General features: G+C 39.7%; 29 protein-coding genes. All 29 read left to right on the top strand.

Translation table 11 applies throughout. The features are described from left to right. Positions 1 to 15 precede the first annotated feature (15 nt). On the top strand, positions 16 to 1,230 hold the full coding sequence (locus A9G28_RS01455) for an IscS subfamily cysteine desulfurase (RefSeq protein ID WP_065579538.1): 1,215 nt from the start codon (positions 16 to 18) through the stop codon (positions 1,228 to 1,230). Positions 1,231 to 1,245: 15 nt separating this feature from the next. Further along, positions 1,246 to 1,632 (top strand): Fe-S cluster assembly scaffold IscU, encoded by a 387-nt coding sequence (iscU, locus tag A9G28_RS01450; protein ID WP_065567163.1) that lies wholly within the window; start codon positions 1,246 to 1,248, stop codon positions 1,630 to 1,632. Beyond that, the gene (gene iscA, locus A9G28_RS01445) at positions 1,632 to 1,955 is read left to right on the top strand and encodes an iron-sulfur cluster assembly protein IscA (protein WP_065579537.1); all 324 of its coding nucleotides are present in this window, start codon (positions 1,632 to 1,634) and stop codon (positions 1,953 to 1,955) included. The genes iscU and iscA overlap by 1 nt, the downstream gene beginning before the upstream one ends. Positions 1,956 to 1,966: 11 nt before the next feature. Continuing rightward, complete coding sequence (gene hscB / locus A9G28_RS01440; RefSeq protein WP_065567162.1) at positions 1,967 to 2,500, top strand: Fe-S protein assembly co-chaperone HscB; 534 nt, start codon at positions 1,967 to 1,969, stop codon at positions 2,498 to 2,500. Between the two features lie 36 nt (positions 2,501 to 2,536). Continuing rightward, the gene (gene hscA / locus A9G28_RS01435; RefSeq protein WP_065579536.1) at positions 2,537 to 4,396 is read left to right on the top strand and encodes a Fe-S protein assembly chaperone HscA; all 1,860 of its coding nucleotides are present in this window, start codon (positions 2,537 to 2,539) and stop codon (positions 4,394 to 4,396) included. 14 nt (positions 4,397 to 4,410) lie between these two features. Then, a complete protein-coding gene (gene fdx / locus A9G28_RS01430) occupies positions 4,411 to 4,749 on the top strand; it encodes an ISC system 2Fe-2S type ferredoxin (RefSeq protein WP_065567160.1) in 339 nt (112 codons plus the stop codon). A 371-nt stretch (positions 4,750 to 5,120) separates the two neighbouring features. Beyond that, positions 5,121 to 5,432, top strand: coding sequence for a 30S ribosomal protein S10 (gene rpsJ, locus A9G28_RS01425; RefSeq protein ID WP_006120582.1), 312 nt, complete (start codon positions 5,121 to 5,123; stop codon positions 5,430 to 5,432). 31 nt (positions 5,433 to 5,463) lie between these two features. Continuing rightward, positions 5,464 to 6,090, top strand: a complete 627-nt coding sequence (gene rplC, locus A9G28_RS01420) for a 50S ribosomal protein L3 (protein WP_065567159.1) — start codon at positions 5,464 to 5,466, stop codon at positions 6,088 to 6,090. Between the two features lie 16 nt (positions 6,091 to 6,106). Next, a complete protein-coding gene (rplD, locus tag A9G28_RS01415; RefSeq protein ID WP_065567158.1) occupies positions 6,107 to 6,709 on the top strand; it encodes a 50S ribosomal protein L4 in 603 nt (200 codons plus the stop codon). After that, the gene (gene rplW, locus A9G28_RS01410; RefSeq protein WP_034885052.1) at positions 6,706 to 7,008 is read left to right on the top strand and encodes a 50S ribosomal protein L23; all 303 of its coding nucleotides are present in this window, start codon (positions 6,706 to 6,708) and stop codon (positions 7,006 to 7,008) included. The genes rplD and rplW overlap by 4 nt, the downstream gene beginning before the upstream one ends. An 18-nt stretch (positions 7,009 to 7,026) precedes the next feature. Next, positions 7,027 to 7,851 (top strand): 50S ribosomal protein L2, encoded by an 825-nt coding sequence (gene rplB, locus A9G28_RS01405; protein WP_065558580.1) that lies wholly within the window; start codon positions 7,027 to 7,029, stop codon positions 7,849 to 7,851. Between the two features lie 19 nt (positions 7,852 to 7,870). Beyond that, positions 7,871 to 8,149, top strand: a complete 279-nt coding sequence (gene rpsS, locus A9G28_RS01400; RefSeq protein ID WP_024496505.1) for a 30S ribosomal protein S19 — start codon at positions 7,871 to 7,873, stop codon at positions 8,147 to 8,149. 13 nt (positions 8,150 to 8,162) lie between these two features. Continuing rightward, complete coding sequence (gene rplV, locus A9G28_RS01395; RefSeq protein ID WP_034884235.1) at positions 8,163 to 8,495, top strand: 50S ribosomal protein L22; 333 nt, start codon at positions 8,163 to 8,165, stop codon at positions 8,493 to 8,495. Positions 8,496 to 8,509: 14 nt separating this feature from the next. Next, a complete protein-coding gene (gene rpsC / locus A9G28_RS01390; protein ID WP_034884234.1) occupies positions 8,510 to 9,247 on the top strand; it encodes a 30S ribosomal protein S3 in 738 nt (245 codons plus the stop codon). A gap of 12 nt (positions 9,248 to 9,259) precedes the next feature. After that, positions 9,260 to 9,670 (top strand): 50S ribosomal protein L16, encoded by a 411-nt coding sequence (gene rplP, locus A9G28_RS01385; protein ID WP_034911153.1) that lies wholly within the window; start codon positions 9,260 to 9,262, stop codon positions 9,668 to 9,670. Next, positions 9,671 to 9,862 carry a 50S ribosomal protein L29 gene (gene rpmC / locus A9G28_RS01380; RefSeq protein WP_065567157.1) on the top strand — a complete coding sequence of 64 codons (192 nt, stop codon included), beginning with the start codon at positions 9,671 to 9,673 and terminating at the stop codon, positions 9,860 to 9,862. It abuts the gene before it with no gap. A 1-nt stretch (position 9,863) separates the two neighbouring features. Beyond that, positions 9,864 to 10,124 (top strand): 30S ribosomal protein S17, encoded by a 261-nt coding sequence (rpsQ, locus tag A9G28_RS01375; protein ID WP_034911151.1) that lies wholly within the window; start codon positions 9,864 to 9,866, stop codon positions 10,122 to 10,124. Positions 10,125 to 10,317: 193 nt separating this feature from the next. Beyond that, the gene (gene rplN, locus A9G28_RS01370; RefSeq protein ID WP_025314392.1) at positions 10,318 to 10,689 is read left to right on the top strand and encodes a 50S ribosomal protein L14; all 372 of its coding nucleotides are present in this window, start codon (positions 10,318 to 10,320) and stop codon (positions 10,687 to 10,689) included. Between the two features lie 10 nt (positions 10,690 to 10,699). Then, a complete protein-coding gene (gene rplX, locus A9G28_RS01365; protein WP_065567156.1) occupies positions 10,700 to 11,014 on the top strand; it encodes a 50S ribosomal protein L24 in 315 nt (104 codons plus the stop codon). Positions 11,015 to 11,031: 17 nt separating this feature from the next. Further along, positions 11,032 to 11,571, top strand: coding sequence for a 50S ribosomal protein L5 (gene rplE, locus A9G28_RS01360; protein WP_065558584.1), 540 nt, complete (start codon positions 11,032 to 11,034; stop codon positions 11,569 to 11,571). Positions 11,572 to 11,582: 11 nt separating this feature from the next. Next, the gene (gene rpsN / locus A9G28_RS01355; protein WP_025314395.1) at positions 11,583 to 11,888 is read left to right on the top strand and encodes a 30S ribosomal protein S14; all 306 of its coding nucleotides are present in this window, start codon (positions 11,583 to 11,585) and stop codon (positions 11,886 to 11,888) included. 17 nt (positions 11,889 to 11,905) lie between these two features. After that, positions 11,906 to 12,298, top strand: coding sequence for a 30S ribosomal protein S8 (gene rpsH, locus A9G28_RS01350; protein ID WP_065567155.1), 393 nt, complete (start codon positions 11,906 to 11,908; stop codon positions 12,296 to 12,298). 11 nt (positions 12,299 to 12,309) lie between these two features. Next, entirely contained in the window at positions 12,310 to 12,843 is a 534-nt protein-coding gene (gene rplF, locus A9G28_RS01345; RefSeq protein ID WP_065567154.1) for a 50S ribosomal protein L6, read from the top strand. A 9-nt stretch (positions 12,844 to 12,852) separates the two neighbouring features. After that, entirely contained in the window at positions 12,853 to 13,206 is a 354-nt protein-coding gene (gene rplR / locus A9G28_RS01340; protein WP_025314398.1) for a 50S ribosomal protein L18, read from the top strand. 14 nt (positions 13,207 to 13,220) lie between these two features. After that, entirely contained in the window at positions 13,221 to 13,721 is a 501-nt protein-coding gene (gene rpsE, locus A9G28_RS01335) for a 30S ribosomal protein S5 (protein WP_025314399.1), read from the top strand. A 6-nt stretch (positions 13,722 to 13,727) separates the two neighbouring features. After that, positions 13,728 to 13,907, top strand: a complete 180-nt coding sequence (gene rpmD / locus A9G28_RS01330; protein ID WP_025314400.1) for a 50S ribosomal protein L30 — start codon at positions 13,728 to 13,730, stop codon at positions 13,905 to 13,907. A gap of 5 nt (positions 13,908 to 13,912) precedes the next feature. After that, entirely contained in the window at positions 13,913 to 14,347 is a 435-nt protein-coding gene (gene rplO / locus A9G28_RS01325; protein WP_065567153.1) for a 50S ribosomal protein L15, read from the top strand. Positions 14,348 to 14,355: 8 nt separating this feature from the next. Then, positions 14,356 to 15,696 carry a preprotein translocase subunit SecY gene (gene secY, locus A9G28_RS01320; RefSeq protein WP_065567152.1) on the top strand — a complete coding sequence of 447 codons (1,341 nt, stop codon included), beginning with the start codon at positions 14,356 to 14,358 and terminating at the stop codon, positions 15,694 to 15,696. A gap of 26 nt (positions 15,697 to 15,722) precedes the next feature. Further along, positions 15,723 to 15,836, top strand: a complete 114-nt coding sequence (gene rpmJ, locus A9G28_RS01315) for a 50S ribosomal protein L36 (RefSeq protein ID WP_025314403.1) — start codon at positions 15,723 to 15,725, stop codon at positions 15,834 to 15,836. Positions 15,837 to 15,974: the final 138 nt, after the last annotated feature.

The raw sequence follows: 15,974 nt of genomic DNA, 5'->3' as shown, positions 1-15,974 counted from the left end.
CATTGGGAGTGATTAATGAAACTACCTATTTATATGGATTATGCAGCGACAACCCCTGTTGATCCTCGAGTTGCTGAAAAAATGATGCAGTATTTAACCCCAAATGGGATTTTTGGTAACCCAGCATCTCGTTCTCATAAATTTGGTTGGCAAGCGGAAGAAGCAGTTGATATTGCCCGCAATCAAATTGCAGATCTTATTGGTGCTGATTCACGAGAAATTGTTTTTACATCTGGTGCAACTGAAGCTGATAATTTAGCGATCAAAGGTGCTGCTCATTTTAATCAAGCGAAAGGTAAGCACATTATTACTTGTAAAACTGAGCACAAAGCTGTGCTTGATACTTGTCGCCAGCTTGAGCGAGAAGGTTATGAAGTAACTTATTTAGCACCGGAATCTAATGGTATTCTTGATCTAGATAAGCTTGCTGCTGCAATGCGTAGTGATACAACTGTTGTATCTATTATGCATGTTAATAACGAAACTGGTGTTATTCAAGACATCGAGAAAATTGGTGAAATGTGCCGTGAACGGGGCATTGTCTTTCATGTTGATGCAACACAATCTGTAGGTAAATTACCCATTGATGTGGCCAAGTTAAAAGTTGATTTAATGTCATTTTCTGGTCATAAGATTTATGGCCCAAAAGGAATTGGTGGACTTTATGTAAGACGTAAACCTCGTGTGCGAATTGAAGCGCAAATGCATGGCGGTGGTCATGAGCGGGGTATGCGCTCAGGCACGTTACCTGTGCATCAAATTGTCGGCATGGGTGAAGCGTACCATATAGCCAAAGAAGAAATGGCAGCTGAAATGCCTCGCCTTTTAGCGCTAAAAAATCGTTTATGGAATGGGTTAAAAGATATCGAAGAAGTTTACCTTAATGGTTCTTTGGAACGCAGTGTACCAAATATTTTAAATGTGAGTTTCGCGTATGTTGAAGGTGAATCGCTTATGATGGCTTTAAAGGATTTAGCGGTTTCATCTGGTTCGGCATGTACATCTGCGAGCTTAGAGCCTTCTTATGTGCTACGTGCATTAGGGCTTAATGATGAGCTTGCACATAGCTCAATTCGTTTTTCATTGGGTCGATTTAGTACTGAAGAAGAAGTGGACTATGTGATTAAATTAATTAAAAATTCTATTGATAAATTAAGAGATTTATCGCCACTTTGGGAAATGTTTAAAGATGGTGTTGATTTAACAAAAATTAAATGGTCAGCCCATTAATATTAGGAGCAAATTATGGCATACAGTGAAAAAGTTGTTGATCATTATGAAAACCCTCGTAATGTAGGTTCTTTTGATCAAAATGATCCTAATGTCGGTAGTGGCATGGTTGGGGCGCCTGCGTGTGGCGATGTAATGCGTTTACAAATCAAAGTGAATGATAATGGCATTATTGAGGACGCTAAGTTTAAAACCTATGGTTGTGGTAGCGCAATTGCATCAAGCTCTTTAGTAACCGAATGGATTAAAGGTAAATCATTAGATGAGGCCGAAGCGATTAAAAATACGGATATTGCTGAAGAGTTGGCTTTACCGCCTGTTAAAATTCACTGCTCGATCTTAGCCGAAGATGCGATTAAAGCAGCAATTGATGACTATAAAACGAAAAAAGGACAACGTTAATGGCAATCACATTGACTAATAGCGCTGCTGATCGTGTTCAAGCTTTTTTAGCTAATCGTGGAAAAGGTATTGGATTACGATTAGGTGTTAAAACATCCGGTTGCTCAGGTATGGCCTATGTTTTAGAGTTTGCCGATGTGATTAATGATGATGATAGTGTTTTTGAAGATAAACATGTCAAAGTTATCGTGGATAAAAAGAGCTTAGTTTATATTGATGGTACTGAACTTGATTTTGTTAAAGAAGGATTAAATGAAGGTTTCAAGTTTAATAATCCTAATACAAAGCACGAATGCGGTTGTGGCGAAAGCTTTAATGTGTAGTTGGACTAGTTATGGTTAATTACTTCGAGCTATTCAATTTACCACCTCAATTACCGGTGGATGTAGCGCTGTTAACAACTCATTATCAGCAGTTACAACGGCAATACCATCCAGACAATTTTGCTGTTGCAACCGATAGTGATAAAGTGGCAATTGTGCAAAAATCAGCAGCGATTAATGATGGTTATCAAATCTTAAAAAATCCAATTAAAGCTGCGGAATATTATCTATCTTTGCAAGGTTTTGATGTTGCCACAGAAAAAAATATCATTCATGATGCCGATTTTTTAATGGAGCAATTTGCTTTACGTGAGAAGCTTGATAGTATTGAAAACCAAGCTAATTTTCAAGCATTAGATGACTTTCATAAAGAAATTATCGAACGTGAAAAAATGGTATATAACCAACTATTACAACTCATAGTAAAACAAGACATAGTAAAACAAGATTGGCAAAGTGCGCTTAATCAAATCTATAAGCTTCGTTATCTAGCTCGATTGATTGAACAAATCGAAAAGTTACAAGACAAACAATTTGATTTATAATTTACGATAAGTGATGAATCAATAGAGATAGATTAAATGGTATTATTACAAATTAGTGAACCAGGACAAACACCAATGCCACATCAGCGTCGCATTGCAGTGGGTATCGATCTTGGTACAACTAATTCACTCGTAGCAACGGTTCGTAGTGGGCAAGCCGAGGTTTTACCCGATTGGCAAGGTGATTCATTGTTGCCATCGGTTGTGCATTACGGTGTTGATCATGATGATAACCCTGTTATTACTATTGGTAAATATGCCAAATCCAATGCTATAAATGATCCTCAAAATACGGTTAGTTCTGTTAAACGATTAATGGGCAGAAGTTTAGCAGATATAGAACAATCCCATTTTCCTTATACCTTTTCGCAAACAGAAAGTGGTGTCCCGTTATTAAATCTGCCTAATGGTCAGGTCAATCCAGTACAAGTCTCTGCTGATATCTTGATTGCACTCGCCGAACGAGCAAGAGAAAGTTTAAACGGTGAAATTGACGGTGCTGTGATAACTGTGCCAGCTTACTTTGATGATGCCCAAAGACAAGCAACTAAAGATGCAGCAAAATTAGCTGGTTTACATGTGCTTCGCTTATTAAATGAACCAACTGCCGCCGCCATTGCTTATGGCTTAGATTCTAAAAAAGAAGGGGTCATTGCTGTTTATGATTTAGGTGGCGGAACTTTTGATATTTCGATTCTTCGCCTAAATAAAGGCGTTTTTGAAGTGCTAGCAACCAGCGGTGATTCTGCTCTTGGTGGCGATGATTTTGATAGGTTGCTTGCTGATTATATAAAAAAGGAATTTGGATTAACCGATAATATAGATCCTATTATTAATCAAAATATTAGTAATCAAGCGACGGATATAAAAATATTACTGAGCAATGAAGATGTTGCTATATTTACACTTAATAATCAATCATTAACTATTACTCGTCAGCATTTTCAACAATTAATAGAGCCATTAGTTAAACGCACTTTGGCTGTTTGCCGTCGGGCGTTAAAAGATGCGCAAATAGGCGTGGATGAAGTGCTTGAAGTCGTTATGGTTGGTGGTTCTACTCGCGTACCGTTAGTAAGAGAATTAGTTGGTGATTATTTTAAAACCCAGCCGTTAACGTCTATTGATCCAGATAAAGTTGTTGCTGTTGGAGCTGCCATTCAAGCGGATATATTAGTAGGGAATAAATCTGATTCTGATATGTTGCTACTTGACGTTATTCCATTGTCTTTAGGGATTGAAACTATGGGGGAATTGGTCGAAAAGATTATTCCTCGTAATAGCACTATTCCATGTGCAAGAGCGCAAGAATTTACCACTTTTAAAGATGGTCAAACAGCCATGATGATTCATGTTTTGCAAGGTGAGCGTGAAAGTGTTGCCGACTGTCGCTCCTTAGCTCGGTTTACGTTAAGGGGAATTCCTGCTATGCCTGCTGGTGGTGCACATATACGGGTGACATTTCAAGTTGATGCCGATGGTTTATTAAGTGTTACAGCGATGGAAAAATCAACTGGTGTAGAAGCTGCAATTCAGGTTAAGCCTTCTTACGGTCTGACCGATAAAGAGATTGCGACCATGATTCAAGATTCAATTAGTCATGCACAGCAAGATAAACAAGCCAGAATGCTTGCTGAAAAAAGAGTTGAAGCAGCACGCGTGCTAGAGAGTTTACAAGGCGCTTTAGACAAAGATGCTGATTTATTAAACGATAGCGAACTTAGCCAAATTTTAGTCGCTCAGCGCCAATTGCAAATAGCACGCGAGTCAGATGATAGTGATGCAATTGAAAAGCACATTAAAATTGTTGATAGTGTGACACAAGATTTTGCCGCTAGACGAATGGATAGGTCAATCCATCGTGCCTTAGCTGGCCATAAAGTTGATGATATTTAACTAACGAGATTATTATGCCAAAAATTACTTTTTTACCCAATGCCGATCTTTGCCCTGAAGGAAAAACTGTTGAAGCGCAGGAAGGTGAATCTATTTTAGACGTGGCATTGCGCAATGATATTGAAATCGAGCATGCTTGTGAGATGTCTTGTGCTTGTTCTACATGTCACTGTATTGTTCGTAAAGGGTTCGAGTCACTAGAGGAAAGTGATGAGCAAGAAGATGATATGTTAGATAAAGCCTGGGGAGTTGAGCCTCATAGCCGTTTAAGTTGTCAAGCTCGTGTAGCGAATGAAGATCTAGAAGTCGAAATTCCAAGATATAGCCTTAATCACGCCAAAGAAGATCATTAATTAATAGTCAGAATGATTACCTATCTATAATTTGATGTAAAGAATAATATTAAGCTTGGTGATTCGTTTTAAATTTCATAATTTTGAACCGATAATCAAGCGAACAGCCATATCTTTCGATTCTAAATATCTGTATTTATTTCTTGCCGTTAGTTAATTAACAGGGTATAATCAGCCCACTTTGTTTATTGCCTTTATATAAACAAATGATGAAAAGATATAATTTCTACAACAGAAAATAGCTAATTATATCGACAATACTCCCGATTTGGGGGTTACGAAAAAGAACGGATTACACTCTCCTGTCAATCGAAACAGGGCAAGAGGAGTAGTCTTTTGTTATAACTTTTAAATAATGGAGCTCTGGTCTCATGTCGAACCAAAGAATCCGTATCCGGTTAAAAGCGTTTGATCATCGTTTGATTGATCAATCAACTGCTGAAATTGTAGAAACTGCGAAGCGCACAGGTGCGCAGGTTCGTGGTCCTATTCCATTACCGACACGCAAAGAGCGTTTTACTGTATTGATCTCTCCGCACGTTAACAAAGATGCGCGTGATCAGTATGAGATTCGCACTCATAAGCGTCTAGTTGATATTGTTGAGCCAACTGAAAAAACAGTTGATGCTTTAATGCGTCTAGATCTTGCTGCCGGTGTTGATGTGCAGATCAGTTTAGGTTAATCCTAGGCTGAATGATTGAGAGGTCGAAACAATGATTGGTTTAATCGGTCGTAAAGTAGGAATGACACGAATCTTCACTGAAGAGGGTGTTTCTATTCCTGTCACCGTAGTAGAAGTTCAAAGTAATCGTATTACTCAAGTTAAAACCCTTGAGAATGATGGTTATCAAGCTATTCAGGTTACTACTGGCAGTAAAAAAGCAAGCCGCGTAAATAAACCTGAAGCAGGTCATTTCGCTAAGGCTGGCGTTGAAGCTGGTCGTGGTCTATGGGAATTCCGTTTTGAAGAAGGTGAATTTACTGTAGGTCAAAGTATTAACGTTGATATTTTTACTGACGTTAAAAAAGTTGATGTTACTGGAACATCTAAAGGTAAAGGTTTTGCTGGCGTGACTAAACGTTGGAATTTCCGTACTCAAGATGCAACTCATGGTAACTCTTTGGCACACCGTGGTCATGGCTCTATCGGTCAAAACCAAACTCCGGGTAAAGTGTTTAAAGGTCGTAAAATGGCAGGTCACTTAGGTAATGAACGTGTAACAGTTCAAAACTTAGATATTGTGCGTGTTGATGCAGAACGTAATCTTTTATTAATTAAAGGTGCAGTTCCTGGTGCAATCAATAGTGACGTAATTGTTAAACCGGCAATCAAGGCTTAACGTCGAGGAGATAGAGATGGAATTAGTAGTAAGAGACGCGCAAGCGCTTTCTGTTTCCGAAACTACCTTCGGACGTGAGTTTAATGAAGCGTTAGTTCACCAAGTAGTTGTTGCTTATGCATCTGCTGCTCGTCAAGGCTCACGCGCACAAAAAACTCGTGCAGAAATCGCTGGTTCAGGTAAAAAACCATGGCGTCAAAAAGGCACTGGTCGTGCTCGTTCAGGTTCTATTAAGAGCCCAATTTGGCGTAGTGGTGGTGTAACATTTGCAGCAAAACCACAAGATCATAGCCAAAAAGTTAACCGTAAAATGTATCGTGGTGCATTAAAGAGTATTTTCTCTGAATTAGTGCGTCAAGAACGTTTAGTTGTGGTTGAAACATTTACTGTTGAAGCACCTAAGACTAAATTATTAACTCAGAAATTAAATGATATGAATCTTAATGATGTTCTTATTATCGCTTCTGAAGTTGATGAAAATCTTTTCTTAGCAGCACGTAACTTGCATAAAGTTGATGTGCGTGATGTAGCAGGTATTGATCCAGTTAGTTTGATTGCATTTGACAAAGTGGTTATCACTGTTGATGCCGTTAAACAAGTAGAGGAGATGTTAGCATGATTCGTGAAGAGCGTCTGCTTAAAGTCCTGCGAGCACCACATGTTTCTGAAAAAGCATCTATTTCAATGGAAAAAACAAATACATTAGTATTGAAAGTTGCTAAAGATGCTACTAAGAGAGAGATTAAAGCCGCAGTTGAACAACTATTTGAAGTTAAAGTAGATGACGTTAATACACTTGTTGTTAAAGGCAAAGTTAAACGTCGTGGTCAACAAATCGGTCGCCGTAGCGACTGGAAAAAAGCTTACGTTACTTTAGCAGAAGGTCAAAATTTAGACCTTGCTGGCGTCGCTGAGTAATTCGGAGGAGTAAGAACAATGGCAGTTGTTAAGTGTAAACCTACATCTCCGGGTCGTCGCCACGTTGTTAAAGTGGTTAACCCAGAGTTGCATAAAGGTAAGCCTTATGCACCGTTGCTTGATTCAAAAAGCAAAACTGGTGGTCGCAATAATAATGGTCGAATCACTACCCGTCATATCGGTGGTGGTCATAAGCAACATTATCGTATTGTCGACTTTAAGCGTAATAAAGATGGTATTCCAGCAGTTGTTGAACGTTTGGAATATGATCCAAACCGTAGTGCAAATATTGCATTGGTTTTATATAAAGACGGTGAACGTCGTTATATTTTAGCGCCTAAAGGCTTAAAAGCAGGTGATCAGATCCAATCTGGTGTTGATGCATCAATTAAAACAGGTAACTGTTTACCAATGCGCAATATTCCAGTCGGTTCTACCGTGCATAACATTGAAATGAAACCAGGTAAAGGCGGACAACTTGCTCGCTCGGCTGGTAGCTATGTGCAAATCGTTGCACGTGATGGTGCTTATGTAACATTACGTCTACGTTCAGGTGAAATGCGTAAAGTATTATCTGATTGCCGCGCCACTATTGGTGAAGTGGGTAACTCAGAACATATGCTTCGCGTACTAGGTAAAGCGGGTGCAACGCGTTGGCGTGGTGTTCGTCCTACTGTTCGTGGTACAGCAATGAACCCGGTAGACCATCCACATGGTGGTGGTGAAGGTCGTAACTTTGGTAAACATCCTGTGTCTCCATGGGGTCAAAAAGCCAAAGGATTGAAAACGCGTAGCAACAAACGTACTGATAAGTATATTGTTCGCCGTCGCAATAAGAAATAATTAATATAGAGGATTAGCTATGCCACGTTCTCTCAAGAAGGGTCCTTTTATTGACCTACACTTGCTGAAGAAGGTAGAGAAAGCGGTGGAAAGCGGGGACAAGAAACCAATTCGTACTTGGTCCCGTCGTTCAACGATCTTTCCTAACATGATCGGTTTGACCATCGCTGTCCATAATGGTCGTCAGCACGTTCCAGTTTATGTTTCCGATGAAATGGTTGGTCATAAATTGGGTGAATTCGCGCCGACTCGTACTTATCGCGGTCACGCAGCTGATAAGAAAGCTAAGAAGAAATAAGTAGGAGAAAGAGATGGAAACAATTGCAAAGTACCGCCACGCTCGTTCTTCTGCACAAAAAGTTCGCTTAGTTGCAGATCTTGTTCGCGGTAAGAAAGTGTCTCAGGCACTAGATATTTTAACGTACACCAATAAAAAAGCGGCTGTACTTGTTAAAAAAGTATTAGAGTCTGCTATTGCTAATGCAGAGCATAACGATGGTGCTGATATTGATGATCTAAAAGTTGCGAAAATTTTCGTAGACGAAGGTCCAACCATGAAGCGCATTATGCCTCGTGCGAAAGGTCGTGCAGATCGAATTTTGAAGCGTACGAGTCACATCACCGTGATCGTCTCAGATCGCTAGGCTGGAGAATAGCAATGGGTCAAAAAGTAAATCCAAATGGTATCCGATTAGGCATTGTCAAGCCTTGGACATCTACATGGTATTCGGGTACAAAGACATTCGCTGATAATTTAGAAAGTGATTTTAGAGTGCGTGAATTCTTAAATAAAGAATTAGCTCAAGCGTCAATCTCTAAAATTGTGATCGACCGTTCAGCAGAAACTAACGTTCGAATTACTATTCACACCGCTCGTCCAGGGATTGTGATTGGTAAAAAAGGTGAGGACGTTGAAAAATTACGTAATGCCGTAGCTTCTATTGTCAATAAATATAAAGACAAAAAAGAGAAGCGTGATGTTGCGGTACAAATTAATATTGCAGAAGTTCGCAAACCAGAACTTGATGCAAAATTAGTTGCTGACAGCATTACTTCTCAGTTAGAACGCCGTGTTATGTTCCGTCGCGCTATGAAACGTGCGGTACAAAACGCAATGAAAGCGGGTGCTAAAGGTATCAAAGTTGAAGTAAGTGGTCGTTTAGGCGGCGCTGAAATTGCTCGCAGTGAGTGGTACCGTGAAGGTCGTGTGCCTTTACATACCTTACGAGCTGATATCGACTATGGATTGTCTGAAGCATTAACTACCTATGGTATTATTGGTGTTAAAGTGTGGATCTTCAAAGGTGAGATCCTTGGTGGTATGGCTGCCGTTGAACAAGCAGAAAAACAACCTGCTGCTCAACCGAAAAAGCAGCGCAAAGGCCGAAAACAATAAGGAGCGTCGCTGATGTTACAACCAAAGCGTACAAAATTCCGTAAAGTGCACAAGGGCCGCAATCGTGGTCTTGCTGTAAGTACTGATGTTAGTTTCGGTACATTCGGTCTTAAGGCTGTAGGTCGTGGTCGTTTGACTGCGCGCCAGATCGAAGCGGCACGTCGTGCAATGACTCGTGCAGTTAAGCGTCAAGGTAAAATCTGGATTCGAGTTTTCCCTGATAAACCAATTACTGAAAAACCACTTGCAGTGCGTATGGGTAAAGGTAAGGGTAACGTTGAATACTGGGTTGCTCAGATTCAACCAGGTAAAGTCCTTTATGAAATGGACGGTGTACCGGAAGAAGTTGCTCGTGAAGCATTTGCGTTGGCAGCTGCAAAACTGCCAATTAAAACCACCTTTGTGATTAAGACGGTGATGTAAATGAAAGCAAAAGAGCTACGCGAAAAAAGCGTTGAAGAGTTAAATACTGAACTTCTTAATTTATTACGTGAGCAATTTAACTTACGTATGCAATTAACTGGAGGTCAGTTAACACAGACTCATATGTTAAAACAAGTGCGTCGTAATATTGCACGTGTTAAAACGTTATTAACTGAGAAGGCGGGTGCGTAATATGACTACTGAAGTAAAAATTCGTACTCAGCAAGGTCGTGTTATTAGCGACAAAATGGATAAATCTATAACTGTAGCTATTGAACGTAAAGTGAAGCATCCGTTATATGGTAAGTTCATTAAACGTACGACTAAATTGCATGTACATGATGAAAACAACGAGTGTGGTATTGGTGATACTGTAGAAATTAAAGAGTGTCGTCCATTATCAAAAACCAAATCTTGGACTCTTGTTCGAATCGTTGAAAAAGCAGTTATTTAATCTTTTTGATTGAAAACTGTACATAATATAATAAACGGCTTAGTAGCCGTTTATTTTATGCTATCCATTTTATGTGAGTGGTGTTATACTATACGCCCCACATAAGTGGGTTTTTGGTTGTCTATTCTTATCCATGGTAGTTGAGGTGGATGAAGGTAGATTAGACAATAATTTATTTATACGGAGCATTAAAATGATCCAAGAACAGACTAGGCTAGATGTTGCCGATAACTCTGGCGCACGTAGTGTAATGTGTATCAAGGTTCTCGGTGGCTCGCACCGTCGTTATGCAGCGGTAGGTGATATCATCAAAGTTACCATTAAAGAAGCAATTCCTCGTGGTAAAGTTAAGAAAGGTGATGTGCTTAAAGCTGTTGTAGTGCGCACTAGAAAAGGTGTTCGTCGTCCTGATGGATCTGTCATTCGTTTCGATCGTAATGCTTGTGTTATTTTAAACAATAACAGTGAGCAACCGATTGGTACGCGTATTTTTGGACCGGTCACTCGTGAACTTCGCTCTGAGAAGTTTATGAAGATCATTTCATTAGCACCAGAAGTACTGTAAGGAGCGGGTAATGGCAGCGAAAATCCGTCGAGAAGATGAAGTTATCGTGTTAACCGGTAAAGATAAAGGTAAGCGCGGTAAAGTAAAAAGCGTTTTGTCTACAGGTAAAGTGATTGTTGAAGGTATTAATTTGGTGAAAAAACACCAAAAACCAGTACCTGCATTAAATCAAGAAGGTGGAATTGTTGAAAAAGAAGCAGCAATTAATGTTTCTAACGTAGCAATTTTCAACCCAGCTACAGGCAAAGCAGATCGCGTAGGCTTTCGTTTTGAAGACGGTAAAAAAGTCCGTTTTTATAAGTCTACTAATGAATTAATCAATTAAGTAATTTGGAGTGTACGATGGCGAAACTGCATGATTACTACAAAGCACAGGTAGTAAATAAACTGCAAGAACAGTTTGGCTACAAATCTGTCATGCAAGTCCCTCGGATCGAAAAGATCACCTTGAATATGGGTGTGGGTGAAGCAATTACTGATAAGAAATTATTAGATAATGCTGTTGCAGATTTAGCAGCAATCAGTGGTCAAAAACCACTTGTCACTAAAGCACGCAAATCAGTTGCTGGTTTTAAAATCCGTCAAGGGTATCCTATTGGTTGTAAAGTCACTTTACGTGGCGAACGTATGTGGGAATTTTTTGAACGTCTAGTTTATATTGCTCTTCCTCGTACTCGAGATTTCCGCGGTTTAAGCGCAAAATCTTTTGATGGTCGTGGTAACTATAGCATGGGTGTTCGTGAACAAATCGTTTTCCCTGAAATCGATTATGATAAAGTTGATCGTGTTCGTGGTTTAGATATTACTATCACAACTAGTGCACAATCAGATGAAGAAGGCCGAGCTTTATTATCTGCCTTTAACTTCCCATTTCGTAAGTAAGGTAGGGCATAATGGCTAAACAATCAATGATTGAACGCGATAAGAAACGCGTAAAGCTAGCAGAAAAATATTTTGCAAAGCGTCAAGAATTAAAAGCGATTATCTCTGATCTTAATGCATCAGATGAAGATCGTTGGAATGCAGTGCTTAAATTGCAAACGCTTCCTCGTGATTCTAGTCCATCACGTCAACGTCGTCGTTGTCGTCAAACTGGTCGTCCTCATGGCGTCCTTCGTAAGTTTGGTTTAAGCCGTATTAAGGTTCGTGAGTCAGCCATGCGTGGTGAGATTCCTGGTCTTAAAAAGGCAAGTTGGTAATCAGGGGAGTGTTATAGATGAGCATGCAAGATCCTATAGCAGATATGTTGACCCGTATTCGTAATGGTCAATCTGCGAATAAAGTTGCAGTCACCATGCCTTCCTCTAAGCTAAAAGTGGCAATTGCCAATGTGCTAAAAGAAGAAGGTTATATCGGGGACTATAAAGTTGTTGGTGACACTAAGCCAGAATTGGAAATTACTTTGAAATATTTCCAAGGCAAAGCTGTTGTAGAAAGTATTAAACGTGTTAGCCGTCCAGGTTTACGTATTTATAAGCGTAAAGATGAATTGCCAAAAGTTATGGCTGGATTAGGTATCGCAGTTGTTTCTACTTCTAAAGGTGTTATGACTGATCGTGCAGCACGCCAAGCGGGTCTTGGTGGTGAAATTATCTGCTACGTAGCGTAAGGGAGAAAAAAATGTCTCGTGTTGCAAAAGCACCTGTCGTTGTTCCTGCTGGCGTAGAGGTAAAACTCGATGGTCAGGTAATTACGATTAAAGGTAAAAATGGCGAATTATCTCGCACAATAAATAATGCTGTTGTGATTAATCAAGAAGAGGGTCAAATTAAATTTGCTCCTCGCGATGGCTTTGCTGATGCTTGGGCTCAAGCTGGTACGGCTCGTGCATTGATTAATGCGATGGTTATTGGTGTTACTGAAGGTTTTACTAAAAAACTTCAGCTAGTTGGTGTCGGTTATCGTGCACAAGTTAAAGGTAATGCAATTGGTTTATCTCTTGGATATTCACATCCAATTGAACATCAATTACCTGCAGGTGTGTCAGCTGAATGTCCTTCTCAAACTGAAATTGTACTGAAAAGTGCTGATAAACAGTTAATTGGACAAGTGGCTGCAGATATCCGTGCTTATCGTCGTCCTGAACCTTATAAAGGTAAAGGTGTTCGTTACGCAGATGAAGTTGTGCGTACTAAAGAAGCTAAGAAAAAGTAAGGTAACACTATGGATAAGAAATCAGCTCGTATCCGTCGTGCAACTAAAGCGCGTCGCAAGATGCATGAATTACTTGCAACTCGCTTGGTAGTTCACCGCACTCCGCGTCATATTTATGCGCAAATTATCGCACCAAACGGATCAGAAGTACTGGCAGCCGCTTCTACATTAGAAAAAGCTATCAGTGAAAGTTTAAAATACACCGGAAACAAAGATGCAGCAGCGGCGGTTGGTAAAGCAATTGCAGAGCGTGCATTAGCGAAAGATATCAAAGAAGTTTCATTTGATCGTTCAGGTTTCCAATATCATGGTCGAGTTCAGGCGCTAGCAGATGCTGCTCGCGAAGCTGGCCTACAGTTCTAAGGTAGGAGTTAAAGATGTCAAACATCGAAAAACAAGCTGGTGAACTGCAGGAAAAACTAATCGCAGTTAACCGAGTTTCTAAAACCGTAAAAGGTGGTCGTATTTTTAGTTTTTCTGCACTAACAGTTGTTGGTGACGGTAATGGCCGCGTAGGTTTTGGATATGGTAAAGCACGTGAAGTGCCAGCAGCAATTCAAAAAGCAATGGAAAAAGCACGTCGTAATATGATTAATGTTGCTTTAAACAACGATACTTTACAGCATCCAGTTAAAGGTGCTCACACAGGTTCTCGTGTTTATATGCAACCAGCATCAGAAGGTACCGGTATTATCGCTGGTGGTGCGATGCGTGCCGTTTTAGAAGTTGCTGGTGTTCGTAACGTTCTAGCTAAAGCATATGGTTCTACTAACCCAATTAATGTGGTTCGTGCAACTATTGATGGCTTAGAAAATATGAAATCACCAGAAATGGTTGCTGCTAAGCGTGGTAAAACCGTCGAAGAAATTTTGGGGTAATTAACCATGGCAAAAACAATTAAAATTACACAAACCCGTAGTTCTATTGGTCGTCTACCGAAGCATAAAGCAACGTTAGTTGGATTAGGATTACGTCGTATTGGTCATACTGTTGAGCGTGAGGATACTCCTGCAATTCGCGGTATGGTAAACCAAGTTTATTACATGGTTAAAGTTGAGGAGTAATAGTAATGCGTTTAAATACTTTATCTCCTGCTGAAGGTTCAAAGCATGCACCGAAACGCCTAGGCCGAGGAATTGGTTCTGGGTTAGGTAAAACAGGTACTCGTGGTGTTAAAGGTCAAAAATCTCGTTCAGGTGGTGGCGTTCGCCGTGGCTTTGAAGGTGGTCAAATGCCTTTATATCGTCGTTTACCAAAATTTGGTTTTACCTCACGTAAAGCTTTAGTTACAGCTCAAGTTCGTCTTTCTGATTTGATGAAGGTTGAAGGCGATATTGTTGACTTAAATAGCTTAAAAGTTGCAAATGTGATTAATTCACATATCGAATATGCAAAAATCATGTTATCTGGCGAAGTAACTAAACCAGTAACTGTTCGTGGTATTCGAGTAACTAAAGGTGCTAAAGCTGCAATTGAAGCTGCTGGCGGAAAAATTGAGGAATAATTAGAAAGATGGCAAAGCAACCAGGATTAGATTTTCAAAGAGCACGAAGTGGTAGCGGTGAGCTTACAAGACGCTTAATGTTTGTGCTTTTAGCGCTTATTGTTTTTCGTCTAGGTTCTTATGTTCCAGTTCCTGGTATTGATACTAAAGCGTTATCGGACTTACTAGCAAAAGCATCTTCAAATGGTATTGTTGGTATGTTCAATATGTTCTCTGGTGGTGCTTTAAGCCGTGCTTCAATTTTTGCTTTAGGGATAATGCCTTATATTTCTGCATCGATTATAGTGCAGCTATTAACTACAATTAGTCCTAAATTGGCAGAATTGAAGAAAGAAGGTGAATCAGGTCGTAAGAAAATTAGTCAGTATACGCGTTATGGCACATTAGGGTTAGCGATAGTGCAGGCTGTTGGTATTGCGACTGGTTTACCTAATCATCCAGAGTATGGTCATGTAGTGATTAATCCTGGATTTTCTTTCTATTTTATTGCATCGGTTAGCTTAGTTACTGGCACTATGTTTCTTATGTGGCTAGGTGAGCAGATCACAGAGCGAGGCGTAGGCAATGGTATTTCGATCATTATCTTTGCTGGTATTGTGGCTGGTCTTCCTCATGCAATTTATGAAACTATTGAACAAGCTCGTTCTGGTTCACTGCATCCGATTTTACTATTAGTGGTCGCTGCCTTAGTGGTTGGTGTGACTTATTTTGTTGTTTTTGTTGAGCGTGGTCAACGTCGTATTGTTGTTAACTATGCACAGCGACAACAAGGTCGTCGTATTTATGCGGCGCAAAGCACGCATTTACCATTAAAGATTAATATGGCAGGTGTCATTCCTGCAATATTTGCTTCAACAATTGTTATGTTACCATCTATGATGGCTTCTTGGTTCCAAGGAGATGGTGAAGGCTGGAGATATATTATGGTACTTATCTATCAATATTTCTCTCATGATGAACCGTTATATATAATCTTTTTTGTGGCGGCAATTATCTTCTTTTGTTTCTTTTATACAGCATTGGTTTTCAATCCGAGGGAAACAGCAGATCAGCTTAAAAAATCTGGTGCATTTATTCCAGGTATCCGCCCAGGCGAACAAACATCTAAGTATATTGACAAAGTGATGACTCGTTTAACACTAATTGGTGCGATATATATTACTGTTGTTTGTTTGATTCCGATGTTTATGACAAGTGCAATGAAAGTTCCGGTTCAATTTGGTGGAACATCGTTATTAATTGTTGTTGTTGTAATCATGGATTTTATGGCACAAGTACAGACTTTAATGATGCCAAATCGTTATGAGTCAATGTTAAAGAAAGCGAATCTTAAAGGCTACGGTCGATAAGTTAGCCAGAAGTTACGGAGAAAAATATGAAAGTTCGTGCTTCAGTCAAGAAATTATGCAGAAATTGTAAAATCATTAAACGTAATGGCATTGTTCGTGTTATTTGCGTTGAAGGTAAACATAAACAACGTCAAGGTTAATTTATTTAACTAGAAGTTGATTTGCATATTTTACTTGCCAAAGTATAGTAAAGCTGGCTAGAATAGCCAGCTTAGATTTAGTTGTGAATTCACCGTTTGAGTATCCTGAAAACGGGCTTTTCAGTATGGTGAATTTGC

It is taken from the genome of Gilliamella sp. Fer1-1, assembly GCF_001690825.1.
In the GTDB taxonomy this organism is placed as follows: Bacteria; Pseudomonadota; Gammaproteobacteria; order Enterobacterales; family Orbaceae; genus Gilliamella; species Gilliamella apicola_C.
Note: the sequence above shows the minus strand (reverse complement) of the source record. Positions and strands in the feature narration are given on the sequence as shown.